The following is a 24,601-nucleotide window of genomic DNA, read 5'->3' as shown; positions in this document are numbered from 1 at the left end:
CAGTTCAGGGGCGCAAATCCGCAACGACTCGGGAAGACATGGAGCAAACCCTGCACCGGCAGGCGCAGGGTTTGGACTAGATCTGTTGGGATCACTCAGGATCGAATCGACTTTCGTTACGGTGCGGCCGGGCACTGCGAAAACGGGGATATGCTCACCCCAGACATGCTGGCCAAGGTCTGCACGCTCGCCAGAGGCGCAGAACGAGGCTGAGGAAATTGAAAGGAACAGAACACCTGGCAAAAGTGAATGCATTGCTTAGTGTCGAATAGTTGGTTGGCGTGACACTTAAGACGTATAGCTTCGGTAGCCATTGCTTGTCTCGGGAGCTTCGCTCACGAAAACCAGCGTGAATCCAGAACAGAGAAAAAATTTGGCTAATGCTACGTGCGGTGTGTTCTCAGGTTCAGGTGTCGGCACAAAAGGTTAATTGGTTTCCGAATACTGCTTCTGTTGGTCAATTTAGAAGGATTATGTTTGGAGATTGTGAAATGGATTTTTTCAGGAATAAAAGCACCGCAAAGCAAGCCCCACCCACCAGTTCAAATAAGCCGCGCTCGACCAAATGGCACCGCATGTACTTTTTTCTTGCGGGATTCGACGTGCTGGTTGTTGTGCTTAGCGTGCTATTGAATCACCTGATCGTCGATACCTATCACCGTTCCATCAAGGCAAACCAGTCGTGGGTCCAACAGCTGTCGAGCTATTCAACGCTGGGCAGCCTGGCTTCCACAGTCAATGCGCCGGGCAATAATGTGTTCGATACACATAATGTTGAAGCCGAATCGCGGAACATGAATGAAGCCTTGCGCGCCTTCAACGAGCATTTGGCACTGGCCAAAAAACAGTTGGAAGTACGGATCGCCAATGAGGCTGAACACAGTGCGGATATACAAGCCTTTACCCTTGCATTGAAGGATGAGGTGGGTGCAATTGATGCCGCGATGGTCGAAATGGTGAACGAGGCCTTGCTGATCTTTTCCTACTTCAGGGAGGGGCAGTCGGATAATGCCGGCAAACGCATGGCAACGATGGACAGGAAGTATGCCCAGTTGCTCGCCTCACTCAGTACCGTGCGGGATCGCGTTGGCCTGATTCAAAGCAGGCTCCTGGAGGAGGAGCTTGAGTCGGTCGAAGAACTGCGCCGGGTCGAATACGCGATCATGGTGTTCGTGCTACTGATGGTCAGTGCGGCCGTTATCTACGGGGGCAAGATCAGGCGCGAAATGGAGTCGCAAGCAGCCGAAAGGGAAGGTTATCTGGCAGTGTTGCGCGAAAGCGAGAAGCAGGCCCGCCAGCAAGCATCGCTGCTGGACAAGGCCCAGGACGCCATTGTCGTTCACGGGATGGATAACCGCATCTTGTACTGGAACAAAAGTGCCGAGCGTCTCTACGGTTTGTCAAAGGAAGAGGCACTCGGCAAATCGGCACAGGAGTTGATCTACCAGGGTAGCGCCGCTTTCAATGCGGCCACTAACAGCCTGATAGAAACGGGTGACTGGGCGGACGAAGTTACACTTCGACGCCGGGATGGCTGCACCATCACGCTCGAAAGTCATCGAACCCTGGTGCGAGACGATGATGGCCAGCCGCAATCCGTTCTGTCGATCAATACTGACATCACCCACCGTAAGACCGCGGAGCAAGAGGTCCAGCGTTTGGCCTTCTACGATCAGTTGACCGGGCTGCCCAACAGGCGGCTCATGCTGGACCGGTTACAGCATCTGCTGGCGGGCAGCTCCCGTAGCCTGCATACGAGCGCGATAATTCTCATTGACCTGGATAACTTCAAGGCACTGAACGACACGCTGGGGCATGACAGAGGCGACATGTTGCTGCAGCAAGTTGCTCTGCGCCTTTGCGGCTGCATACGCGAGAGCGACACCGTGGCTCGCCTGGGCGGAGACGAATTCGTCGTCCTGCTGGATGGCCTTAATGAGAATCCTCCAGGAGCAGCTATCCAGGCCAAGGCTATTGGCGAAAAGATTCTCAACTCTCTGAACATTTCCTACCAGTTGGATGGATATGAGCACCACAGCACCCCCAGCCTCGGCATTGCGCTGTTCCAGGGGCAGCTGAGCACAGTGGACGATATTATGAAGCGCGCTGACCTGGCGATGTATCGCGCCAAGGCGGCGGGCCGCAACACCATGCGCTTCTTCGATCCGGATATGCAGGCGGTTGCCACGGCACGCGCCAGACTGGAAGTAGACTTGCGCCAAGGCTTGCAGGGCAACGAATTCCTTCTTCATTACCAGCCGCAGGTGAATAGTGAGGGCCGTATCATTGGCGCAGAGGCACTGATGAGATGGCAGAATCCTGAGCGCGGAGTCGTGTTTCCAGGCGAGTTCATTCCCTTGGCAGAGGAAACGGGGTTGATTCTGCCGTTAGGCCGTTGGGCGCTGCAGGCAGCCTGCACTCAGCTGGTTGCCTGGGCAAAGCATTCGGAAACCGCCCGACTGGGTATGGCTGTGAATGTCAGCGCCCGCCAGTTTCACCATCCGGACTTCGTCGAGGAGGTACTGCAAGTACTGAGATACACCGGGGCCGATCCGAAGAAATTGAAACTGGAACTGACCGAAGGCCTGCTGATAGAGGATATGGAAAGTACTGTCGCCAAAATGATCGAGTTGAAAGAGATCGGCATAGGCCTTTCGCTGGATGATTTCGGAACCGGCTACTCGTCACTGTCATACCTGAAGAGCCTTCCGCTGGATCAACTCAAGATCGACCAGTCCTTCATCAGAGATGTGCTGGTTGATCCCAACGACGCCGCCATCGCCTGCGCGATTGTGAGCCTGAGCCAGATATTGGGGCTTTCGGTGATTGCAGAAGGTGTGGAGACAGAAGCTCAGCGCACCTTTCTGGTCAAGCATGGCTGCCAGACCTACCAGGGCTTCCTGTTTTCCCCGCCACTGCCAGCCGAACAATTTGAGGAGTATGTTCACGAAAGATTAATGGCGAGCACTGATTTCCCACGGACCAAGACTAAATCGCCATAACTTCGCAGGTGCCTGGGAACGTCCGCTTTCGGCTGTGGATTCAACCCAATGCGGACGATGAGAGGTCGACTCAAATGTGGATCGCACCCGCAACTGCCGGAGGTAGCCTCGAACAGCTAGTAGGAGCGAGCCTTCTAGCCCACCTGAGGATTTGCAGAACCACACATCATGGTTCTGCAAATCGCTCACAGGTGTATTTAGCCTTGAAGTGCCGTCATCAGGACTTGTACCAACTGACCACCTTCGGGTGTAGCCCAGCTTCCTGCGAGCTCCGTGATCGACTGATTGGTAGTGGTCAGCGTCACACCGCCCTTTTCCATCCGGCGCAGGGCGATATCATCCGCCATTACGCCAGGGGAACCGCCGCCATCAGCAACCACCTGTACTTCATAACCATCGCGCACCAGGCTCAGCGCCGGATAGACCGTGCAGACGTCATTGGTGACCCCGGCGATGATCAGTTTCTTGCGCCCCGTAGCCTTGACCGCTGAGGCGAAGTTCTCATCGTCCATGGCGTTGACGATAAACAACATCTCAGGCTATGAGCTCGTAAGGGGCTGTCTTCTAATACAACGGGAATCTAGCGCTTGTCAGGTGCCAGATCACGCCACATGTGGATTTTGTCGAAATAATCCTCCCCTACTCGCACCGCCATCGGTTCCAGGCCGAACTGGACGAAACCGCAGCGCTGGTAGAGGTTGAACGCGGCATCGTTGCCGGCGGTGACAGTCAACTGGATCAGGCGCAAACCCGCATGGCTCTGCGCCTCGGCCAAGGCCGCCTGAACCAGCTGATAGCCGAGCCCGCGCTGGCGAACCGTCGGTGAAACATACATGCCAAACAGCGTCACCTTGTGCCGGGCCTTTTCCCGAGACTCGAATGCGAGGCCGACGATACCGGCCAACCGGCCTTCTTCGAATGCCCCGAGCACCAGGTCCAGCTTGCCCGTCAGGCGCGACTCCCACCAGTCCAGCGGCATCGCCGCCCGCTCGCGCACGCTCGAAGTGAAGGCCTGCGGGTGCAGGTCGTAGGCTTCGAGCATCAGCGCCCGGTAGTCCAGGGCATGGCTGGCATCCAGTCGTTCGATCCACATGCTCAAGCCATCCGTTTTTGCTCAAGCATCAGCCGCAGTGCCAGCCCGGACAACACGAAGTCCATGAAATAGCGCTGCATCGCCAGCCAGGTTGGGGTGTTGACGAACCAGGATGCAATGCGGCAGCGGCAAAAATCAGCAGGTCCTGAAGGCGGGATCATGGGCGAGGTCCTTTGCGTAATGATCAGGCGATCGCGGTCAGCGATGCCCGATAAAACGGCAGGATCAGGTCCCGTGTCAATGGCGCCAGGCTGATACCGCCATCGGTGGCCGGGTCGATCCAGATCACTTCTTCGATCTCCGCCTCCGGGGTGACGTTTGAATCAATATTCAGCTGAAATAGCTCGGCGTGGACGACAAAACCCGGCTCGTTGGCGGCCGGTGCCGAGAAGTGACCGAGATAAACGGCGTGCGCCGGGTCGATGTCCAGACCCAGCTCTTCTTCCAGCTCACGGGCCAGGGCGTGAACCGGCAATTCATGGGGCTCGATCTTGCCACCCGGCTGCATGAACGCCGTGGTGCCGCGCTTGCGTACCAACAGTGTGCGGCCATCAGGGCCGATCAGCAGGGCGGCGGCGATATGGATAATACGCGGTGAAACAGCGGATGCAGATGTCATGTGTCAGCCATGGACCCTGATGGAAATCACAAGGATCCCATGTCCGACCGTCCGCCGTCATGCCTTGGCCTGAAGCAGCTGCGGGGCCGGTCGGGGAAACCGCTGCCGTCCCAGCGTTCCTGATGGTGCAGGATCAACCGCGCCGCATCCTTCATCGGGGCCTTCATCGGGGCCAGGGTCATCAGTAGCGATTCGCTCTGCTTCGGATAGCCACGATAGCGGGCGCGGGCCTACGTCCTTTCTTGCCCATGCCTGAATGACAGGCTGGATGAATTTTCCGCCACGGGCGCAAATCATCGCCTTGAACCCGACAGGCGAAGTGACGAACTGACAACTATGCTCACACACTGGATGAGACAACCGGCCCGCAAGCGGGCGTGTGGAGGGGAAAAGGATGCTCCCGAAGTTGAACGTGTGTACCTCGGCGGGTGCCGATCAATGAATTTTCGGCCGCCGCAAATCAATCGCCGCATACTCATCGTCGACGACACCGCGTCGATTCATGCCGATTTCGCCAAGATACTCAGCCCGGCCACTGTCGAAGATGACAGTCTGGGACAAACCGAAAGCCTCCTGTTCGGCACTCAGTACACCACGCAGACCCAACATTTTGAACTGGACTCGGCGTTCCAGGGTCGCGAAGCCCTGGACAGGCTCGAAGCCGCCCTGGCCGATGATCGTCCCTATGCAATGGCATTCATCGACATGCGCATGCCGCCAGGCTGGGATGGCCTGGAGACCATCGAACGGTTGTGGCAGGTCGATCCCAAACTGCAGGTGGCGCTGTGCACCGCCTACTCCGACTACTCCTGGGAGGACATCGACCAACGACTGGCGCTGAACGACCGCCTGCTGATTCTGAAGAAGCCCTTCGACGCGATTGAAATACGCCAGATGGCCAGCGCCCTCACGGTCAAATGGCAGATGACCGAAGACGCCGCGCTCAAGATGAACCTGCTGGAACAAGCGGTCCAGGAACGCACCCGGGAACTGTCCGATGCCAACATCATCGTGCAGAACAGCCCGACCATCCTTTACCGGTTACGTGGCGAGCCGTCGTTTCCGCTGATGTACATTTCCCATAACATCACCCGCTACGGTCACGTCGCCGCCGATCTGGTGAGCTCGGCCAACTGGGCCCAGCAGTTGATCCACCCGGAAGATCAAGCCAGTGTCGATGCGGCCATGGCCCGGGTGCTGGACCGCCATGCGCTGGGCGCCTCGATTGAATTTCGCCTGCGCACCGGCCAGGGTGCATGGCGCTGGGTGGAGAACCGCTACATTCCCGTACGGGACCAGGACGGTCGCCTGCTGGAAGTCGAAGGGATCATTCTCGACATTACCGAGCGCCGGCTGGCCGAGGAAAAAATGGCCTTGCTCGCCCGCACGGACGGGCTCACCGGCCTGGCCAACCGCGCCACCCTGATCGAACGTCTGCATCAGGCCTTTGCTGCCGCACGTCGAGGCGCAGCGGAATTCGCAGTATTTTATCTGGACCTGGATCACTTCAAGCGGATCAACGACACCCTCGGCCACCCGGTGGGCGATCTGCTGTTGCAGGAAGTGGCCCGGCGCATCAAATCCGGCGTGCGGGAAAACGATGTGGTGGCACGCCTGGGAGGAGACGAGTTCGCGATCCTGCAACTGGACGTCAGCGACCCGACCCAGTCCGCCGCCATGGCGGCCAAAATCCGCGATGCGCTGCTGACGCCGTATAACCTCGCCGGCAATGCCCTGCACCTTTCAGTCAGCATCGGCATCAGTAGCTACAGCGTCGCCTGCCTCGACGCCGACAGCCTGCTGAGCCAGGCGGACATGGCGCTGTACCGTTCCAAGGAAATGGGCCGCAACCAATATCACTTCCACTCGCAGGAGATCACTCAGGAGGTGGCCGAACGCATGGCGATCGCCAATGACTTGATGACGGCCATCGAAAGCGATGAACTGGCGCTGCATTACGTTCCGGAAGTGGATATGCACAGCGGCAGGATCCTGGGCATGGAAGCGCAAGTGCGCTGGTGCCATCCCCGGCGCGGCGAGCTGCCGGCCTCGGCTTTCGTGCCCGCGGCGGAAAAGACCGGTGCCATCATCCCTCTCGGTCGCTGGGTGCTGGATCAGGCCTGCCGGCAGATGAGCCTGTGGCGTAACGAGGGAATGGCGCCCCCCGTGATGGCGATCAAACTGTCCCTGGCGCAACTAAAGAGTGGTCCGGAACTCATTTACGACGTGCTGCGCACCACTGCACGATGGGAACTCGCCCCCTGGGACCTGCGTTTCGACGTGACCGAAGCGACTCTGGCGCAAACCAAGTGGACCCAAAACGATGTACTGCCACGCCTGCGCGAGCTGGGGGTAAAAATCGCCATCGATGATTTCGGCACCGAATATTCATCATTCGATTACCTGAAAACCTACCAGGTCAATCACCTGAAGCTCAACCAATCCTTTATCGACGGCGCGACCCAGGATGCGGCTGGCGCCAACAGCCTGCGGGCAATCGTCAACTTCGCCCGGGACCTGGGTATCGGCATCATTACCGAAGGCGTCCAGCCGTCGGATCGGCCCCGCACGCCAGAGTCCGCCGCCCCGCTATCAAGCGTGCAAGGCCTCTACTTCAGCGAGGCCGTGAATCCTGAACAAGCGGCCCGATTGCTCAGGGACGGGAGCATCACGCCCCCGTCCTCCAGGGAGGATGAGGGATGAAAACACTTTTCCCCCCGACCAACCGACGTATTCTCATCATTGACGATGCACCGGCGATCCATGCCGATTTTCGCAAGACCCTCACCCCGAGCACCCGCGACGAGGTGGATCTGGACAGTCTCGAACACTCACTGTTCGGGACTGCGCAATCACCACGTCTCACCTTCCAGGTCGACTCCGCCTACCAGGGCAAGGAAGCCCTGGAGCTGGTCGAGCGTGCACTGGCCGATAGCCGCCCCTATGCCCTGGCATTTATCGACATGCGTATGCCGCCCGGCTGGGACGGCCTGGAAACCATTGAACACCTGTGGAACGCCGACCCGAACCTGCAAATTGCCTTGTGCACCGCCTATACCGACTACAGCTGGGAGGCCATGGCCGAACGACTGGAGTTCGGTGACCAGTTGCTGATTCTGAAAAAGCCTTTCGACACCCTGGAAATCCGCCAGATGGCCAATGCCCTGACCTGGAAATGGCAGCTGGCACAGGACGCGGCGCTGAAGTTGTTGAGCCTTGAGCAGACCATCGAGGCACGGGTCCACGAACTGCTCAAGGTGTCGCACCTGCTACAGTACGACGCCCTCACAGGGCTGCCCAACAGCACATTGCTGGGTGATCGCCTGAGCCAGTCGCTGGCCACTTGCCGACGCCATGACAAGCATCTGGTGGTGATGTTTCTCGGGCTGGACCGGTTCAAGCGCATCAACAACGCTCTGGGCCACCCGGCCGGGGACGAAATGCTCAAACGGGTCGGGCAACAACTGCTCAAGTACGTGCGAGAGTCCGACTCGGTCTTTCGCTATGGCGCCGACGAATTCGTGGTGATCCTCAGCGACATCAACCACCCCCAGCAGACCCGTGGCATCGCCGAAAAACTGCTGAGTGCCGTGCGCAGCCCACAGTCGATCGCCGGCCAGGAGATCAGCATCACCGCCAGCCTGGGCATCAGCATTTATCCCGATGACGGGTTAGAGGCTATTGACCTGATCAAAAAAGCCGAATCCGCCATGCGCAACATCAAGGAAAGCGGCCCGAACGATATCGGTTTCTTCATCGAAGCCATGAACCAGCGTGCCCGGGAGCAGCAGAGCATCGAATCGGGTATTCGTCAGGCCCTGCAAAAGCACGAATTCGTCCTGCACTACCAACCGAAAATCGAACTGCGCAGCGGAAAGGTGGTCGGTGCCGAGGCGCTGGTGCGCTGGCAAAAACCCGGGAGTGGCTGGATCTATCCTTCCGAATTCATCTCCGTGGCCGAAGACAGCGGCCTGATCGTGCCACTGAGCAAGTGGGTATTGGCCGAAGCCTGTCGCCAGACACGATGCTGGCAAGCAGCCGGATTGCCGGAGATCCGCATGTCGGTCAACATATCGGCCATCGACTTTCGTCAACGTGATTTCGTCGAAAGCATCGAACAGATACTCCAACAGACGGGAATGCCCCCCTGCCTGCTGGAACTGGAAATAACCGAAGGCGTACTGATGCAGAACGTCGAGGCGACCATGACCGCGTTGCACCGGCTCAAGACGCTGGGGGTGTGGCTGGCCATCGATGACTTCGGCACCGGCTATTCCAGCTTGAGCTATCTGCGCCGGTTCCCCATCGATGTGCTGAAAATCGATCAGTCGTTCATTCGTGGCCTGAGCAATGACACCAACGACGCCGCCCTGGTCGGCGCGATCATCAGCCTGGGCAGGAGCCTGGAGCTGAATGTCATCGCCGAAGGCATCGAGACCGAGGAACAACTGGCATTTCTCAAGGCCCATCAATGTGAGGAAGGCCAAGGTTACTACTTTAGCAAGGCCTTGCCGGCAGACGCTTTTGCGCGGCTGCTGGCCGTCGGCTGGGCAGAACAGCGAGACGACTCATGAACAGCCAGAAACTGCAGCCCGGCGTCGAGTTCGCCGGGCAATCGCCAGTGCCCCTTGCGCATCGAGCGCTTGCGCTCCTGCTTTACGGGTTCTGTGCAGTCGCCGGTGCCGCGCCGCTGGACGAACCGCTCAAACCTTTGCCCGAGATACCGAAACAGAACCCCAATCAGGTCGAACTCGGTCGCAGGCTCTTCAGTGATCCGCGCCTGTCGGTCAACAACACCCTGTCCTGCGCCAGTTGTCATCAACTGGACAAGAGCGGGGCCGACACCCGCGCATTTTCCCTCGGCTTCGATGGACAACCGGTATCGATCAACACGCCGACGGTGTTCAACGCCAGCCTCAATTTTCGCCAGTTCTGGGACGGTCGCGTCGAAACACTCGAGGCGCAGAGCAACGTGGTCATTACCAGTCCCCACGAAATGGGCAGTGACTGGAACACCATCATCCAACGGATAACCGAAGATGCAGACTACCGCGCAGGCTTCAGCGCGGCGTACCCGGATGCAGTGACCAAAACCAACATACAGAGCGCCCTGGCCGCCTACGAGCGTACCTTGCTCACGCCCGGATCCCGTTTCGATCAATACCTGCTGGGCAATACGGACATCCTGACCCTCGAGGAAAAATACGGCTATCAGCGCTTCAAGGACTACGGCTGCATTGCCTGTCACCAGGGCGTGAACATCGGTGGCAACATGTTCCAGAAGTTCGGGGTGTTCGGTGATTACATCGCCGATCGCGGCAACCCGACCGTGACCGACCAGGGACGGTTCAACATCACCGCTGACGAAGCGGACCGTTCGGTGTTCAAGGTCCCGAGCCTGCGCAACGTCGCGCTGACCGCCCCCTACTTTCACGACGGCTCGGCACCCACCCTCGAAAAAGCCGTGGACGTCATGTTCCAGTATCAGTTGGGGCGCATGCCGAGCGCGCAAGACAAAGCGTTGATCATCAAGTTCCTCAAGACCCTGACCGGCAAAAGGGAGGGGCAGCCATGAAAAGAATTTCTCGTCGCGCCAGCCTGCTGTTTCTCGGGATCATCGCCGTGACCCTGGCTTCCATCCTGGTCTTTCTCTACCTCAAATCCAGCTCGGCACAGACCGTGGCATACACCGAGTCCCGGGATCTGGTACGCCAGATCAAACAGCAGGACTCACGGTGGGAAACCGAGGTCCTCAAATCCAGGGTGGCGATTTCGCATAACTACGACCCTCTGGTTTCACCAATGAACGAGATGAACCGGCTGTGGGAACGCTTCGACACCATGGAGTCCGGTCATGGCCGCAACAACTCACGGCAATGGGACGATGCCCATGAGGGTTTTCTGCAGGCGATGCAGGAAAAGACCCGTCTGGTGGAGCGGTTCAAATCGCACAACGCCTTGTTGCGCAACTCCCTGGCTTTCCTGCCCACCGCCGAGGACGACATCCAGGCGCAACTGACCAACCTGCCTGATCTCGACAAGCTGCAAGTGCAGAACATCGCCACCGACACCTATGACCTGTTGCTCAGTGCCCTGGAGTTCGCGCAGGTCACCTCCGCCGACAAAGCCGCCGACATTCAGGTGGGGCTGAGCAAACTGACGGTGAACATGCAACGCCTGCCCATGAAGTTTCATGCCCCGATCAGGATCCTGAGCAATCACGTTGCCTTGATTTTGCGTGAGCAGCCGATCGTCAACGGCTTGCTCGAAGAGATCGAAGCGGTTCCTGTGGCCGATCGTCTGGACAACATCACCAGCATGCTCGACCGTGATCAGCAACAAGCCGAGAAGACCGACAAGAAGTACCATTTCTACCTGTTGCTGCTTTCCGTCTTGCTGGTGCTGGTATTGATCTGGCTGACCATCCGCCTGATCCGCAGCTTCGCCGAGATCAATCGGGTCAATACGGCCTTGCAGACCGCCAACGACGTGCTCGAACAACGGGTCGAGGAGCGTACCCGCGAGCTCAGGAATGCCCAGAGCGCACTGCTCGACGCCGCACGCCAGGCCGGCATGGCCGAAATCGCGACCAATGTGCTGCACAACGTCGGCAACGTGCTCAATAGCGTGAACATTTCTTCCGACCTGATTGCGCGAAAGCTTCGCAGCAGCAAGACCCGGGGCCTGGGCAAGGCAATGCAACTGATTAACGAGCACCCGCAAGACCTTGGGCAATTCCTGACTCAGGACGACAAGGGCAAGCTGCTGCCCGGTTATCTCAATCAACTGGTCGACGCCATCGCCCAGGAACAGCAGGAAATGGCCGACGAACTAGGGCAGATGAGCAAGAGTGTCGACCACATCAAGGACATCGTTGCCACCCAACAATCCTATACCGGGGCCCACAGCATCACCGAACCGCTGTACATCAGCGAACTGCTCGAGGACGCCCTGCACATGAATGCCGGCGCGCTGACCCGGCACCACGTCACAGTGATCAGGGAATACAGCGAGGTGCCTCAGGTGATGGTTGACAAGCACCGCTTGCTGCTGATCCTGATCAACCTGATCAGCAATGCCAAATACGCAATGTCCGACCTCAACAACCGGCCCAGGGAAATGACCCTCGGTGTGCGAATCATCGACGACACTTTCCTGGAAATCAGCGTCAAGGATGACGGCGAAGGTATCGCTGCGGAAAACATGACGCGGATTTTTGCCCACGGTTTCACCACCCGCAAGGAAGGTCATGGTTTCGGCCTGCACAGCTGCGCGCTGGCGGCCATCGAGATGAACGGCCACCTCACCGCCCACAGCGACGGCCCGGGCCTGGGCGCGCTGTTTACCTTGCAGATACCGTTGATCACCGTAACGGAGAACGCATGAGTGAGCTGTCGAACCGCCGCATTCTGCTGATCGACGATATGCCGTCGATCCACGACGATTTTCGCAAGATCCTCGCCCCGCCCCCGGCCCGGTCGGCAGAACTCGACGAGATGGAAGCCGCCTTGTTTGGCGAACAGGCCAAGCCCGAGCGCCCGACGTTCGAACTGGATTCGGCCTATGGTGGCGAAGAAGGCCTGGGCAAACTCAACCAGGCCCTGCAGGAGCAACGCCCCTACGCGCTGGCGTTTGTCGACATGCGCATGCCCGACGGCTGGGACGGGGCAAAAACCATCGAACATCTGTGGCAGCAGGATCCGCAATTACAGGTGGTGGTCTGTACCGCCTACTCCGATTATTCCTGGGACGATCTGCTCAATCGTCTGAATGCCCATGACCGGCTGCTTATCCTGAAAAAACCGTTCGACAACATCGAAGTTCAGCAATTGGCCAACACCCTGCTGACCAAATGGGAGATGACCGAGCGGGCTTCGCTGCAGTTGCATCACCTTCAGCACCTGGTGGATCAGCGTACAGCCCAGTTCAAGCAGGCCAGCGAGGCATTGCAGCAAGAGATCGACGGGCGCAAGCAACTGGAAGGCCAGTTGGTTCAATCGGAGAAGCTTGCTTCACTGGGCCAATTGGCGGCCGGTGTCGCGCATGAGATCTACAATCCGATCGGGTTCATCTCCTCCAGCCTTGGCACTCTGGATGGTTACTTTCAGCAACTGCTGACCATGCTCGACGCCTATCACAGCGCAGAACAGGCTCTGGCGGGCAGCCAGACAGCGCTGCGACTTGCGCATTTGCGTGAACAGATCGAACTTGAGTATCTGCGCGAGGACGTGCCGCTGTTGATCAAGGCGTCGAAGGAAGGAATCAGCCGGGTCGGGCAGATCGTCAGGGACCTCAAGGACTTCTCTCGGATCGACAGCAATCAGGAATGGCAATGGGCCAATCTGCAACAGGGCATCGAGTCGACACTGAACATCGTTGCCTGCGAACTCAAGTACAAGGCCGATGTGGTCAAGGATTACCAGGTGCTGCCGGAAATTGAGTGCTTACCCTCGCAAATCAACCAGGTCATCATGAACCTCGTGGTCAACGCCGTGCAGGCCATGGGTTCCGAACGCGGCACCATCACCCTGAGTACCGGGACGCAGGGCGACACGGCGTGGATCGAAATCGCCGATACAGGATCAGGCATCGCGCCCGACACCCTGCCAAAAATCTTCGACCCGTTTTTCACCACCAAACCGGTGGGCCAAGGGACAGGGCTTGGCCTGTCCCTGTCCTATGGCATCGTGAAAAAACATGGTGGCGATATTTCGGTGCGCAGCGAACTGGGGAGCGGGACGACGTTTCGCATACAACTGCCGCTTCGCCAGACCCGACCGGCCGCCTGACGACGCCTCAGAGCGCTTCCTGGAAATCCATCTCCGGTGGCTGCCGACGGAAACCACCGGTCAACACCGCCAGGTACACCACGCCAATCGCCAGCCAGCTCAGGCCCAGATAAACCGCCAGATGATCGAGGCTGACCATCAGCCACAAATCCGCCGCCAGGCCGATGAACGGGAACAGCAGGAACAGCACGAATTCGCGCGGGCTTTTCTTCTCGCCACCGATCCAGTAATGGAAGATCACCGACAGGTTGACCAGGCTGAACGCCAGGAACGCGCCGAAATTGATGAACGAGGTCGAGGTGGTGACGTCCAGTTTCAGTGCCAGCAATGCCACCACGGCGCACAGCAGGATGCTGTTGATCGGCGTGCCGAAGCGCTCGTGCAAGGTGCCGAAAAACGCTTTTGGCAACACGCCGTCGCGGCCCATGGCATACAGCAGCCGTGAACCGCTGGCCTGGGCCGACAGCCCCGAGGCGAACTGGCCGACGATCAGGCCGATCAGGAAGACCGACACGAACAGGTCGCCACCGATGTTGCGGGCAATTTCGTAGGCCGCCGAGTCGACGCTGTCGAACTGGAACGACGGATGGGCGATCTGCACGAAGTACGACACGCCGACGAAAATCAGCCCGCCGATCAAGGTGATCAGCATGATCGCCCGGGGAATGGTACGGCGTGGATCGCGGGTTTCTTCGGTCAGGGTGCTGACCGCGTCGAAACCGAGGAACGAGTAACAGGCGATGGCCGCGCCGCTCATGATCAGCGGCATCTGCATGTCGCCGTTGAAAAACGGTTTGATCGACCACAATGGCGTGCTCGCATCACCACCGACGTAATGCACGCACAGCGTGACGAAGGCGACCAGCACCAAAAACTGCACCAGCATCAGCAAGGCATTGATGCCGTTGGCCAGTTTCAGGCCGACGATGTTGATCGCGCTGGTGATGCCGATGAACGCCAGCACCCAGATCCACTGCGGCACGGCCGGGAACGCGGAGTTGAGGTAGGCAGCGCCGATCAGCCAGATCGCCATGGGCAGGAACAGGTAATCGAGCAGCACCGCCCAACCGGCAATGAACCCGAGTTTAGGGCTGATGGCCTTGCGCACATAGCTGTAGGCCGAGCCGGCCACCGGGAACGCCGAAGCCATGCGCCCGTAGCTCATGGCGGTGAAGAACATCGCCACCAGTGCCGCGAGGTACGCGGCCGGCACCATGCCGGCGGTGGATTGGGCGAGGATGCCAAAGGTGCCGAGCACAATGATCGGCGTCATGTAGGCGATGCCAAACAGCACCACCGACCCCAGTGACAGGGTGCGTTGCAAACGAGCCATGAGCGACTACTCCGAATTTTATTGGATTTATGGCAGAGCCGAGTTCGGCGCAAATTACGGATGTTGCGTTGTTGTTCTTTGGCGTTGAGTCAGATAAATCGTTAAAAGATCGCAGCCTGCGGCAGCTCCTACAGGGGACCGCGATCAATGTAGGAGCTGCCGCAGGCTGCGATCTTTTGATCTTCAGCCCGTGGGAATCAGCAGCTCCCGTAACCCGGACGCATGCTCAACCCTCTCCCCAGGCAACCTCAGCCGCTGATCATCCAGATAGCGATAATCCTGGCGCGCCGCCGTCAACTGGTTCAGGTCCAGTTCGACCGCGAACTGCCCTTCCTCGCGTCCGGCTTCGAACAACAAGGTACCCAACGGATCGACCAGTGCACTGCCACCGGCGAACAACAAGCCACCGTCACCCTCTTGCACCCGATTGACCATCAGCGCAAACGCCTGGTTTTCCTGGGCGCGGGCCATGATCGCGGTGCGGTGGGTCGGGCCGTACGGGTCCATGTTGCCGTTGGTGACGATCAACAGTTCGGCCCCCAGTTGCGCCAGGGCGCGGGCGCTTTCGGGGAATTCGATGTCGTAGCAAATCAGCAGACCCACGCGCACGCCGTTGAACAGGCAGGTGGCGTAGCGATCGCCCGCCTCGTAGACCCCGCGATCCGAAGCCCACAAGTGCGTCTTGCGGTATTTCAGCGCGATGCCTTCAGGAGTGATCAGCAGCGTGGTGTTGTAGAAACGGCCGTTGTCGTTCTCGGCCATGCCGATGGCCACGGCGATATTGCGCTGGCGGGCGGCGGCGATCACCGCACTGACAGACGGTCCGTCCAGTGCCTCGGCCACCTCGGCCACGGACTGCGCCGAAGGGAAGCCCATCAAGTGGCCTTCAGGAAACAGGATCAGCTGTGTACCGGCTGCGCACGCAGCAATGGCCGCCAGGGTGCGTTCGAGGTTGTAGGCCGTGTCGTTGTCACGGCCTGCCAATTGGGCGAGTTCGACCTTCATGGGTATTCCTTGTCATGGGCCGGGCGGCAGAAAGATTGCCCGGTCGGTGTCTGTGCGCCAGTATGCGCAGCAAGCAACCGGGCGGGGAATTACGCCGCTGGGGTAACACGATAGGGGTAGATGCATGACACTCTCGTTGGACGACATCGCCTGGCACCGCTCGGTAGGGCAACTGATCGACGCTCTGGACAAGCCCAATTTCTGGACCCAACTCGTCCGGTTGCTGGACCAGTACGTGTCCTTCGACAGCTGGGTGGCGCTGCTTTTCAGCGCCGATCAGCGTCCCCAGGTGTTTGCCGAATGCCCCGGTGAGGACGGCAGCCCCGACCAGTTGTTCCAGGATTACCTGCGCGGCCTGTACCTGCTCGACCCCTTCTACATCGCCTGCCGCGAGCAATCGCGCACCGGGCTGTATCGCCTGTCCGAAGTGGCCCCGGAGCACTTCGAGCTGACCGAGTATTACCAGCGCTACTTTCGTCTGAATGTGGTGGCCGACGAAATCCAGTTCAATTGTCAGCTCGAGGGCGAGCGCACGCTGTGCCTGTCGCTGGGTAGCACGCAGCGCTTCAGCAGCCAGCAGATTGCCTTGTTGTCGTTGATCCAGCCGTGGGTGCTCGGCCTGCTGCGCCAACGTCTACCCTATGAAATCAACGAAGTCGTGGCCCTGGCCCCCGCACCGGCGCAAGCCGATTGGCGGGTACAGCTGGAGGCCTCGGTGCAGCAACTCAAAGGCGCGCAGTTGACGGCCCGGGAACTGGATGTCGGGCGTTTGATGCTCAGCGGTTGCTCCAGTAAAGAAATCGCTCGTAAGCTGGAAATCTCGGTCGAAACCGTGAAGGTCCACAAGAAACACATGTACAGCAAGCTGGGGATCAAGTCCCAGTCCGAGCTGTTTTCGATTTTTCTGCAGGCACAAAATGCCTGAAAAGATCGCAGCCTTCGGCAGCTCCTACATGGATCGCATTCCCCTGTAGGAGCTGCCGAAGGCTGCGATCTTTAAACCCGAGTCCGAACCCAAGGAAACCGTATGAGCCTGTCACTCCTGAGCCGTTACGCCTTCTTTGCCGTCTGCGTGATCTTCACCCTCGCCAGCCTGCCGTTTCTTGAATACGACTGGCTCTGGCCGATTACCGCCGTCACCGCCGTCCTCAGCCTGATCGGCCTGTTCGATCTGCTGCAAAGTCCGCACGCGGTACGCCGCAATTACCCGATCCTCGGCAATATTCGTTATCTGGTCGAGGGCATCCGCCCGGAAATCCGCCAGTACCTGCTCGAATCCGACAGCGACGCCCTGCCCTTCTCTCGGTCACAGCGCTCGCTGGTGTACTCCCGGGCCAAGAACGAAACCGCCGACAAACCCTTCGGCACGCTGATTGACGTGTACCAGTCAGGTTTCGAATTCATCGGCCACTCCATGCGCCCCGCCCCCTTGAGCGACCCGAGCAGTTTTCGCGTCACCGTTGGCGGCCCGCAGTGCACCCAGCCGTATTCGGCCTCGGTATTCAACATTTCAGCCATGAGTTTCGGCTCCCTCAGCGCCAACGCCATCCGCGCGTTGAACCAGGGCGCCAAGCTCGGCAACTTCGTCCATGACACCGGCGAAGGCAGCATCAGCCCCTATCACCGGGAAAACGGTGGCGACCTGACCTGGGAACTGGGCAGCGGCTACTTCGGCTGCCGCACCAGCGACGGCCGTTTCGACCCGGAACGCTTCGCGGCACAAGCCCGGACGCCGCAGGTACGGATGATCGAAATCAAGATGAGCCAGGGCGCCAAACCCGGCCACGGCGGCATCCTGCCCAAGCACAAGGTCACCAAAGAAATCGCCGAAACCCGCGGCATCCTGATGGGTGAAGACTGCGTGTCACCGTCACGCCACAGCGCGTTTTCCACCCCGATCGAAATGATGCATTTCATCGCACAGCTGCGTGAACTGTCTGGTGGCAAACCGGTGGGCTTCAAGTTCTGTCTCGGCCATCCATGGGAGTTCATGGGCATCGCCAAAGCCATGCTGGAGACAGGCATCCTCCCGGACTTCATCGTGGTCGATGGCAAGGAAGGCGGCACTGGCGCCGCGCCCGTGGAATTCACCGACCACATCGGTGTGCCGATGCGCGAGGGCTTGCTGTTCGTGCACAACACCCTGGTGGGCCTGAACCTGCGGGACAAGATCAAACTCGGCGCCAGCGGCAAGATCGTCAGCGCCTTCGACATCGCCAGCGTGCTGGCCATCGGTGCCGACTGGGCCAACTCGGCGCGCGGCTTCATGTTCGCCATCGGTTGCATTCAGTCGCAGAGCTGCCACACCAACAAATGCCCAACCGGAGTCGCCACCCAGGACACCCTGCGCCAGCGCGCGCTGGTGGTGCCGGACAAGGCCCAGCGCGTGTTCAACTTCCACCGCAACACCCTCAAGGCCCTGGCGGAAATGCTCGCCGCCGCCGGCCTCGAACATCCCTCGCAGTTGTCGGCCAAGCATCTGGTGCGACGCATGTCGGCGACCGAGATCAAGCTGTTCTCGCAGTTACACGTGTTCCTCAAGCCGGGCGAGTTGCTGACCGGCGAAGTGAACGGCGAGTTCTACTCGCGGATGTGGCAGATGGCTCGGGCCGACAGTTTCGAGCCTCATGAAATAGAAGCTGCATGACCTCGCCGCCCCGGTCGAAATCGCACGTCACCAACGCAGCGTTTTGCTCGGGGCCGGCTCCTTCATCACGATAAAACCGTAATCACCGATCAGGTAAATCCGGTAGAACTGGCTGTCCACCAGCGGCGGATAGCCCTGATAACCGACCCGTGTCGCGTTGCGCCGCTCCCGCTCCGCCACCACGTTGGTGATACCCGCTTTCGGCAGATTCTCGGCCAGCATGTAAAAGTCGGTATTGAGCAGGTAGTGCAGCACCGGCATCTGCTTGAATGAGCCTGCCGCCGCCGTTAACCAATAGTCGGAATAAGTCACCGACATATAGATCCGCTTGGCCTCGCGCAGTGCCTGATGGCTGACGATGTCGTAATCAAGGCTGGCCAGCGCCGTGGAAGCGAAGGTTTTCTGCACGGTCAGCACCCGACCATAGGCGAACGACAGCGACAACATCGCCAGCAGCGGAATGATCAACAACAGTGGCAGTCGTTCATGGATCGACGCCAGCGCCAGATGGCTCAAATAGCACAGCAACACCAGCAACACGGCGAAGCCGATCAAGGTGCGGGCGCCTTCGTTGAAGTCGCGGAAAAACAACGCGACACCGGACACCAGCAGCGTCACCAGCGGCAATGTCAGCAAACACATCAGGCCGATCAACAGCTTCTTCGGTCCACCGTCCTGACGCGCCGCTACGTTCAGTCCCAGCCGCACCGCCCCGGCCATCGCCAACAGCAACAACCCGCCGAATACCCAGAGCCATCCACCATTGAACAGCAGCACGACTTTTTCCAGGACCCGGGCAATGTTGATCTGGATCTGCAATAGAGGATGCGCCGACCAATTGAGCAACGCTGTGCGATTGGAGTCCATGAACGGACCAGCACTGACGCTGTAGATCAACCCGCCGAGGATGAGCTGGGCGGCTTTCCAGCCCAGCAGGTCGCCCCATGGCACCGGGGTGGTTTTATCGTTGGCGGCCCTGAGCAACTCCAGGCAACACAGGCCCAGGAACACATTCAGGCTGATCTGGTACAACCCCAGCGCCAGTGCAATCAGGAACGATGGCACCAGCCATTGCACGCTGCGCAAAGGGTGACGAAAGGTGATCGCGTAGATCACCGCCACCAGGCTCAGGGTCGTGGTGGGACCGTCGTATTGATAAGACAGGTTCTGCAGGAAGAACGGGTTGTACCAGAGCGGCAACAGCACCAGGCAGCAAGCGACGGTGGGCTGACGCAAGTAATGGAACGTCAGGCTGGTCAGCGCCGACGCCATGGCCAGCGTGGCGATCAGCAAGGGCAAGGGAAAGATGTTCGGCGCGGCATGGCTGAAAGTCAGGGCGTTGTAGAACAGCTGGGCGAACAGTCGCCCCTGTTCAGCCCAGGCCATGCCTGCCGCCAGCGAGCGCCAGTTGTCATCGATGTAGGGGAAGTCCGCGAGGATCAACGGCAGGACATATAAGAAGGTCGCGAACAGAAAAAACCGCCAGACCTGATGCCGGCTGAGCTCGCGAACGAGGAAGTCGTTGAACCGCCCCATGCTAACGCCCGCCCCGGTCTTTACCGCCGACGATGTCCTTGATCACGTAGCGCGGCCGGTGTTTGGCCTCGATATAAATGCGACCGATGTATTCGCCGAGGATGCCGATGCCAATCAGTTGCACGCCGCCGAGAAACAGGATCGCCGTCATCAGCGATGGATAACCGGGGACGCTGTTGCCGAAGAAAATCTTGTCCAGCACCATGTACACCGCATAGAGCACCGCGAAAATCGAAATGCCGCCACCAACGTATGTCCACAAGCGCAGGGGCACGGTGCTGAACGAGGTCACGCCTTCCAGCGCCAGGTTCCACAGTTTCCAGCCATTGAACTTGCTGCTCCCCGCCACCCGCCCGGCCCGCTCATACTCCACCACCGCCGTGTTGAACCCGGCCCACGACAACACGCCTTTCATGAACAACTGGTGCTCGGGCAGGGAACGGATCACGTCGACCACTTTGCGATCCATCAGCCGGAAGTCTCCGACATTTTCCTCGATGCGCGTGTAGGCGATGCGATTGAGCACATGGTAGAAAATTGACGCACTGTGACGCCTGAGGTAGCCGTCGACGTCCCGATTGCGGCGCTTGGCGAGTACCACATCGGCGCCCTTTTGCCATTGCTCGACCAATAACGGGATGACACTGATCGGGTCCTGCAGGTCGACATCCATGGGAATCACGGCATCGCCGCTGGCATGTTCCAGGCCAGCAAACAGTGCCGGTTCCTTACCGAAGTTGCGCGAAAAATTGATCAGCATAACCTGATCATCTGCCTGGGCCAGTGCCGTAGCCTGTTCGGCCGTGCGGTCGGAGCTGCCATCGTTGATGAACACGATCTCGACCTCGGCATCGCGCAGGTGCAACTCGCGTCTCACCGCCTGATAAAACAGGTTGATCGCTTGCTCTTCATTGAACACCGGGACAATGAGCGAGATTTTCATCGATCACGCTCGCGAAACACCACGTATTTGGAATACAGGAAGCCGAACACCAGGCTCAACGCCGAAAACAGGGCCACGGTGAACAAACCGTGCAATTGCCAGACGTCGCCCAGATGGCCGACACCCAGGCTCAACGCCCCCATGCCCAAAAGAAACAGCAGATAACCTGCGACCGTGGCACTGGCGGCGAAGGTAAATTGCGCGTTCATGTAGAAGGAAAACGAGGCAGCCACGCAGAAGGCTGCCAGGTTGCTGAGCGCCTGACTGAGGCCGGCCGCCATGCTCAGCAGGAAAAAGACCTGCCAGTGAATCAGGGTGTTGGCGACCCCGATCACCGTGTAACTGGACAGCCCCTTCCACAACAGTCTCATGTGAGGCTCCCGTTTTAAGAGCGTTGCGCTCATTAATATTGGAGCCTGTCTACTGTCAGATAGCGCAGGTTAACGGACCTTTCAGACCAGCGGTTGAGCTTCGGGGCAATGCCCGAGACATCCGGTAATATCCCGATTTTTGCAATTGCCCGCGAATCAGTCCACCCTGCGCGCCGCCGCTTGGGCGCGGGGCCTTTTGCACCCACGTGCCAATCCCATCTTCACCCGCTGTTACGAGCCAACTGTCATGACGTTAGCGCGCGATCACCGGATCGACTTTTTTCGTGGTCTGGCACTGATCTTCATCTTCTGGGATCACGTGCCCCACAACCCGTTGGGGCAAATCACCCTGCGTAACTTCGGTTTCAGCGATGCGGCCGAGGTTTTCGTGTTTCTGGCAGGTTTCGCGGCCGTGCTGGCGTACGGCAAAGTCCTGGCGCGCGAAGGCGTTCTGATCGCCTGCGTGAAAATCCTGCGCCGGGCGTGGGTGCTCTACGTGGTGCATATCTTCCTGCTGGCGATGCTGATGGGCATTGTGTTTTTCGCCAACAGCCATGTGGAAACACGGGATCTGGTGGAGGAAATGGGCATGCATCACTTCATCAGCAACCCGCAGCAGGCCCTGATCGATGAACTGCTGTTGCGCTTCAAGCCAAACCTGATGGACCCGTTGCCCCTGTACATCGTGCTGTTGGCGGGCTTGCCCCTGGTGCTGCCCGTACAGGTGCGCAAGGCCTGGGTGGTGGTCGCGATGTCATTGGCGCTGTATCTGATGGTGCCACTGGCGGGCTGGAACCTGGCGGCCATCAAGGACGGCGTGTGGTATTTCAACCCGGTTGCCTGGCAGTTGCTGTTCGTACTCGGCGGTGCCGCTGCGATTCACAGCCAGCGCCCGCGCCTTTCCGACACTCGCCCGTTGCTACGCCAGCCGTTGTTTGTCAGTGCGGCGCTGTATGTAGTGGCCGCGGGTGTGTTGACCGTCCTGTGGCGTTGGCCAGATCTACACGATGCCGTGGTGCCGGCGAGCCTGAAGAACTTGCTGTACCCCATCAGCAAGACCGACCTGTCCCCCGTGCGCCTGCTGCATTTCCTCGCATTGGCCTACGTCACGGCGAAGCTGATTCCCGACAGCGGATGGACGCAAAACTGGCTCGCGAAGCAAAGTTGCCGAATGGGCCGTTTCTCGCTGGAGATTTTCTGCCTGGGCGTGCTGCTGGCGCCCTTGGCGGACATGGTCAATGCGTTGACTGACGATGCTGTTGCCATGCAGATCTTCACGGCGCTGGTGGGGGCCGGGTTGATGGCGTTGCTGGCGACCTGGCTTGAGTTCAACAAGCGTTTGAACCAGAAAATCAAAAGATCGCAGCCTGCGGCAGCTCCTACAAAATCAGGCCGCATTCCCCTGTAGGAACTGCCGCAGGCTGCGATCTGTTGATCTTAAAAACCAAAAAGCCCCGATCATTTACGACCGGGGCTTTGGTCTTTCAGGCGTTACAACTTACGAAGCCGAACGCACCGCACCTTGCGAAACATTCGTCGGTTGCAGCTTGAACATGTAGAACAGCACCGTCAGCACCACCAGGAACGCAGGTCCCACATACAACGCCACGCGGGTGTCCGGGAAGTACGCCATCAGGCCGACCACCAGCACCAGGAACGCCAGCGCCAGGTACGAACTGACCGGGTACAGCCACATGCGGTATTTCAGGCCGGCCGCTTCGCTGGCGCTCAGGCCTTTGCGGAATTTGAGCTGGGCCAACAGGATCATCACCCAGGTCCAGATCGCGCCGAAGGTGGCGATGGACGTCACCCAGACAAAGACCTTCTCCGGTACCAGGTAGTTCAGCAGCACGCCCAGCAGCAAGGCGAAGATCGACAGCAGCAGCGCACGACGCGGTACGCCGTTGTTCGAAGTCTTGGCAAAACCGGCCGGGGCCTGGCCGTTCTGCGCCAGGCTGTAGAGCATGCGCCCGGTGCTGAAGATGCCGCCGTTGCAGGACGACAGCGCCGCGGTGATCACCACGAAGTTGATGATGCCGGCGGCGGTCTTGATGCCCAGACGCTCGAAGGTCATCACGAACGGACTGCCCTGGGTACCGATTTCGTTCCACGGGTAGATCGACAGGATCACGAACAACGCGCCGACGTAGAACAGCAGAATCCGCCAGAACACCGAGCCGATCGCATTGGGAATGGTCTTCTGCGGATTCTTCGCTTCACCGGCGGTCAGGCCGATCATCTCCACACCCAGGTAGGCGAACATCACCATCTGCAGCGACATCAGCACGCCAGTTACACCGTTGGGCATGAAACCGCCGTGGCTCCACAGGTTGGAGATGCCCAGGGCCACGCCGTCGTTGCCGAAACCGAAGGCGATGATGCCGATGCCGCCGAACACCATCGCAACGATGGTGACGATCTTGATCAGGGCAAACCAGAACTCGAACTCACCGAAGGCCTTGACCGCGATCAGGTTGATCGAGCCCATGCTGATCAGCGCAGCGAGCGCCCAGATCCAGCGCGGCACGTCGGGGAACCAGATGCCCATGTACACCGCCACGGCGGTGATTTCCGCGACGCAGGTCACCAGCCACAGGAACCAATAGTTCCAGCCGGTCAGGAAGCCCGCCAACGGGCCGAGGTAGTCTTGGGCGTAACGGCTGAACGAGCCGGCGACCGGGTTATGCACGGCCATCTCGCCGAGGGCGCGCATGATCACCAGGATCGCCAGACCGCCGATGATGTAGGACAACATGATGGCGGGGCCGGCCATCTGGATGGCCTTGGCTGAACCGAGGAACAGACCGACGCCGATACAGGCACCGAGTGCCATCAGGCGAATATGCCGTTCGCCGAGTTCACGTTTAAGCGGACCGCCCTGAGCGGTCTCGCCGTTGGGCTGGTGATTGCCTACGGGCATAAGGGGTACCTCATCTTGTTGTTGGATATGACCACCGAGCGTTGAAGCCCCCGACCGATAAGCCAGCTGCTTCGCGTAACCGGGCCTGCTTTGTAAGCAGAACCATCCTGTAGGACAAAACCTGCAAGATCAGCGGGTCGGGCAGTATAAAAAGCTGACGACAGAGATATTCACTATATAAACCACTAAATTCAGCCATAAACCCCGGCAATAACGCGACTTTTGGAGAGGCATCACCTGGATCTTGTAGGAATTTCCGCCATTTAAACGGCACGAAGTATTGCACAACAATGGTGCATCGTCATGCCCCTACGAAAGCCGTACTTACCCTCGAAATAGCTCT

Annotated in this window: 17 protein-coding genes and 3 pseudogenes; 9 read left to right on the top strand and 11 right to left on the bottom strand. The window is 59.2% G+C overall.

Annotated elements, in window-relative coordinates; genetic code table 11:
- Positions 1 to 491: 491 nt before the first annotated feature.
- The gene (locus tag KW849_RS15030) at positions 492 to 3,002 is read left to right on the top strand and encodes a bifunctional diguanylate cyclase/phosphodiesterase (protein WP_218430113.1); all 2,511 of its coding nucleotides are present in this window, start codon (positions 492 to 494) and stop codon (positions 3,000 to 3,002) included.
- 197 nt (positions 3,003 to 3,199) lie between these two features.
- Here KW849_RS15030 and KW849_RS15025 read toward each other — a convergent pair.
- From KW849_RS15025 to KW849_RS15005, 5 genes and pseudogenes are all read right to left on the bottom strand, one after another.
- Positions 3,200 to 3,532, bottom strand: a pseudogene (locus KW849_RS15025) (isochorismatase family protein); the annotation flags it as partial.
- Between the two features lie 50 nt (positions 3,533 to 3,582).
- Positions 3,583 to 4,095, bottom strand: a complete 513-nt coding sequence (locus KW849_RS15020) for a GNAT family N-acetyltransferase (protein WP_218430112.1) — start codon at positions 4,093 to 4,095, stop codon at positions 3,583 to 3,585.
- Positions 4,096 to 4,097: 2 nt separating this feature from the next.
- Positions 4,098 to 4,214 (bottom strand): annotated as a pseudogene (locus KW849_RS15015) (LysE family translocator); the annotation flags it as partial.
- Between the two features lie 65 nt (positions 4,215 to 4,279).
- Positions 4,280 to 4,714, bottom strand: a complete 435-nt coding sequence (locus KW849_RS15010; RefSeq protein ID WP_218430111.1) for an NUDIX domain-containing protein — start codon at positions 4,712 to 4,714, stop codon at positions 4,280 to 4,282.
- An 89-nt stretch (positions 4,715 to 4,803) separates the two neighbouring features.
- A pseudogene (locus KW849_RS15005) lies at positions 4,804 to 4,941 on the bottom strand (HD domain-containing phosphohydrolase); the annotation flags it as partial.
- A gap of 211 nt (positions 4,942 to 5,152) precedes the next feature.
- Between KW849_RS15005 and KW849_RS15000 the strand changes: the two are divergent.
- The 5 genes from KW849_RS15000 to KW849_RS14980 are packed head-to-tail and all read left to right on the top strand — an operon-like array spanning position 5,153 to position 13,503.
- Positions 5,153 to 7,417, top strand: coding sequence for an EAL domain-containing protein (locus KW849_RS15000; protein WP_218430110.1), 2,265 nt, complete (start codon positions 5,153 to 5,155; stop codon positions 7,415 to 7,417).
- Positions 7,414 to 9,288 (top strand): bifunctional diguanylate cyclase/phosphodiesterase, encoded by a 1,875-nt coding sequence (locus tag KW849_RS14995; protein ID WP_218430109.1) that lies wholly within the window; start codon positions 7,414 to 7,416, stop codon positions 9,286 to 9,288. Before KW849_RS15000 ends, KW849_RS14995 begins: the two co-directional genes overlap by 4 nt.
- The gene (locus tag KW849_RS14990) at positions 9,285 to 10,289 is read left to right on the top strand and encodes a cytochrome-c peroxidase (protein ID WP_256357241.1); all 1,005 of its coding nucleotides are present in this window, start codon (positions 9,285 to 9,287) and stop codon (positions 10,287 to 10,289) included. Before KW849_RS14995 ends, KW849_RS14990 begins: the two co-directional genes overlap by 4 nt.
- Positions 10,286 to 12,100, top strand: coding sequence for a DAHL domain-containing protein (locus tag KW849_RS14985; RefSeq protein WP_218430108.1), 1,815 nt, complete (start codon positions 10,286 to 10,288; stop codon positions 12,098 to 12,100). Before KW849_RS14990 ends, KW849_RS14985 begins: the two co-directional genes overlap by 4 nt.
- The gene (locus KW849_RS14980) at positions 12,097 to 13,503 is read left to right on the top strand and encodes an ATP-binding protein (RefSeq protein WP_218430107.1); all 1,407 of its coding nucleotides are present in this window, start codon (positions 12,097 to 12,099) and stop codon (positions 13,501 to 13,503) included. The genes KW849_RS14985 and KW849_RS14980 overlap by 4 nt, the downstream gene beginning before the upstream one ends.
- A gap of 7 nt (positions 13,504 to 13,510) precedes the next feature.
- On the opposite strand, the gene KW849_RS14975 is transcribed toward KW849_RS14980, so the two are convergent.
- Both KW849_RS14975 and KW849_RS14970 read right to left on the bottom strand, forming a co-directional pair.
- On the bottom strand, positions 13,511 to 14,836 hold the full coding sequence (locus KW849_RS14975; protein ID WP_218430106.1) for an APC family permease: 1,326 nt from the start codon (positions 14,834 to 14,836) through the stop codon (positions 13,511 to 13,513).
- A gap of 183 nt (positions 14,837 to 15,019) precedes the next feature.
- The gene (locus tag KW849_RS14970) at positions 15,020 to 15,841 is read right to left on the bottom strand and encodes a carbon-nitrogen hydrolase family protein (protein ID WP_218430105.1); all 822 of its coding nucleotides are present in this window, start codon (positions 15,839 to 15,841) and stop codon (positions 15,020 to 15,022) included.
- A gap of 124 nt (positions 15,842 to 15,965) precedes the next feature.
- Here KW849_RS14970 and KW849_RS14965 point away from each other — a divergent pair, with 124 nt between their 5' ends.
- Both KW849_RS14965 and KW849_RS14960 read left to right on the top strand, forming a co-directional pair.
- Entirely contained in the window at positions 15,966 to 16,766 is an 801-nt protein-coding gene (locus KW849_RS14965) for a LuxR C-terminal-related transcriptional regulator (protein ID WP_218430104.1), read from the top strand.
- 102 nt (positions 16,767 to 16,868) lie between these two features.
- Positions 16,869 to 18,488 (top strand): FMN-binding glutamate synthase family protein, encoded by a 1,620-nt coding sequence (locus KW849_RS14960; protein ID WP_218430103.1) that lies wholly within the window; start codon positions 16,869 to 16,871, stop codon positions 18,486 to 18,488.
- A gap of 27 nt (positions 18,489 to 18,515) precedes the next feature.
- Here KW849_RS14960 and KW849_RS14955 read toward each other — a convergent pair whose 3' ends face one another.
- From KW849_RS14955 to KW849_RS14945, 3 genes are read right to left on the bottom strand one after another with little or no spacing between them, the layout of a single operon-like run.
- Positions 18,516 to 20,024 (bottom strand): glucosyltransferase domain-containing protein, encoded by a 1,509-nt coding sequence (locus KW849_RS14955; protein ID WP_218430102.1) that lies wholly within the window; start codon positions 20,022 to 20,024, stop codon positions 18,516 to 18,518.
- A gap of 1 nt (position 20,025) precedes the next feature.
- The gene (locus KW849_RS14950) at positions 20,026 to 20,967 is read right to left on the bottom strand and encodes a glycosyltransferase family 2 protein (RefSeq protein ID WP_218430101.1); all 942 of its coding nucleotides are present in this window, start codon (positions 20,965 to 20,967) and stop codon (positions 20,026 to 20,028) included.
- The gene (locus KW849_RS14945; RefSeq protein ID WP_218430100.1) at positions 20,964 to 21,338 is read right to left on the bottom strand and encodes a GtrA family protein; all 375 of its coding nucleotides are present in this window, start codon (positions 21,336 to 21,338) and stop codon (positions 20,964 to 20,966) included. The genes KW849_RS14950 and KW849_RS14945 overlap by 4 nt, the downstream gene beginning before the upstream one ends.
- 247 nt (positions 21,339 to 21,585) lie before the next feature.
- Here KW849_RS14945 and KW849_RS14940 point away from each other — a divergent pair, with 247 nt between their 5' ends.
- Complete coding sequence (locus KW849_RS14940; protein ID WP_218430099.1) at positions 21,586 to 22,746, top strand: OpgC family protein; 1,161 nt, start codon at positions 21,586 to 21,588, stop codon at positions 22,744 to 22,746.
- 90 nt (positions 22,747 to 22,836) lie between these two features.
- Here KW849_RS14940 and KW849_RS14935 read toward each other — a convergent pair whose 3' ends face one another.
- Positions 22,837 to 24,258: an amino acid permease gene (locus KW849_RS14935; protein WP_218430098.1), complete on the bottom strand. Its 1,422-nt coding sequence runs from the start codon at positions 24,256 to 24,258 to the stop codon at positions 22,837 to 22,839.
- Positions 24,259 to 24,601: the final 343 nt, after the last annotated feature.

The organism is Pseudomonas sp. PDM26, assembly GCF_019219185.1.
In the GTDB taxonomy this organism is placed as follows: Bacteria; Pseudomonadota; Gammaproteobacteria; order Pseudomonadales; family Pseudomonadaceae; genus Aquipseudomonas.
The sequence above is the reverse complement of the archived record's forward strand: the minus strand, read 5'-3'. Positions and strand labels throughout refer to the sequence as shown.

Coding starts and splice junctions, on each gene's coding strand:
- KW849_RS14990 (WP_256357241.1), top strand. CDS start 9,285: ATGAACAGCCAGAAACTGCAGCCCGGCGTCGAGTTCGCCGGGCAATCG.
- KW849_RS15000 (WP_218430110.1), top strand. CDS start 5,153: ATGAATTTTCGGCCGCCGCAAATCAATCGCCGCATACTCATCGTCGAC.
- KW849_RS14960 (WP_218430103.1), top strand. CDS start 16,869: ATGAGCCTGTCACTCCTGAGCCGTTACGCCTTCTTTGCCGTCTGCGTG.
- KW849_RS14950 (WP_218430101.1), bottom strand. CDS start 20,967: ATGAAAATCTCGCTCATTGTCCCGGTGTTCAATGAAGAGCAAGCGATC.
- KW849_RS15020 (WP_218430112.1), bottom strand. CDS start 4,095: ATGTGGATCGAACGACTGGATGCCAGCCATGCCCTGGACTACCGGGCG.
- KW849_RS14965 (WP_218430104.1), top strand. CDS start 15,966: ATGACACTCTCGTTGGACGACATCGCCTGGCACCGCTCGGTAGGGCAA.
- KW849_RS14980 (WP_218430107.1), top strand. CDS start 12,097: ATGAGTGAGCTGTCGAACCGCCGCATTCTGCTGATCGACGATATGCCG.
- KW849_RS14935 (WP_218430098.1), bottom strand. CDS start 24,258: ATGCCCGTAGGCAATCACCAGCCCAACGGCGAGACCGCTCAGGGCGGT.
- KW849_RS15010 (WP_218430111.1), bottom strand. CDS start 4,714: ATGACATCTGCATCCGCTGTTTCACCGCGTATTATCCATATCGCCGCC.
- KW849_RS14955 (WP_218430102.1), bottom strand. CDS start 20,024: ATGGGGCGGTTCAACGACTTCCTCGTTCGCGAGCTCAGCCGGCATCAG.
- KW849_RS14940 (WP_218430099.1), top strand. CDS start 21,586: ATGACGTTAGCGCGCGATCACCGGATCGACTTTTTTCGTGGTCTGGCA.
- KW849_RS14995 (WP_218430109.1), top strand. CDS start 7,414: ATGAAAACACTTTTCCCCCCGACCAACCGACGTATTCTCATCATTGAC.
- KW849_RS14945 (WP_218430100.1), bottom strand. CDS start 21,338: ATGAGACTGTTGTGGAAGGGGCTGTCCAGTTACACGGTGATCGGGGTC.
- KW849_RS14985 (WP_218430108.1), top strand. CDS start 10,286: ATGAAAAGAATTTCTCGTCGCGCCAGCCTGCTGTTTCTCGGGATCATC.
- KW849_RS14975 (WP_218430106.1), bottom strand. CDS start 14,836: ATGGCTCGTTTGCAACGCACCCTGTCACTGGGGTCGGTGGTGCTGTTT.
- KW849_RS15030 (WP_218430113.1), top strand. CDS start 492: ATGGATTTTTTCAGGAATAAAAGCACCGCAAAGCAAGCCCCACCCACC.
- KW849_RS14970 (WP_218430105.1), bottom strand. CDS start 15,841: ATGAAGGTCGAACTCGCCCAATTGGCAGGCCGTGACAACGACACGGCC.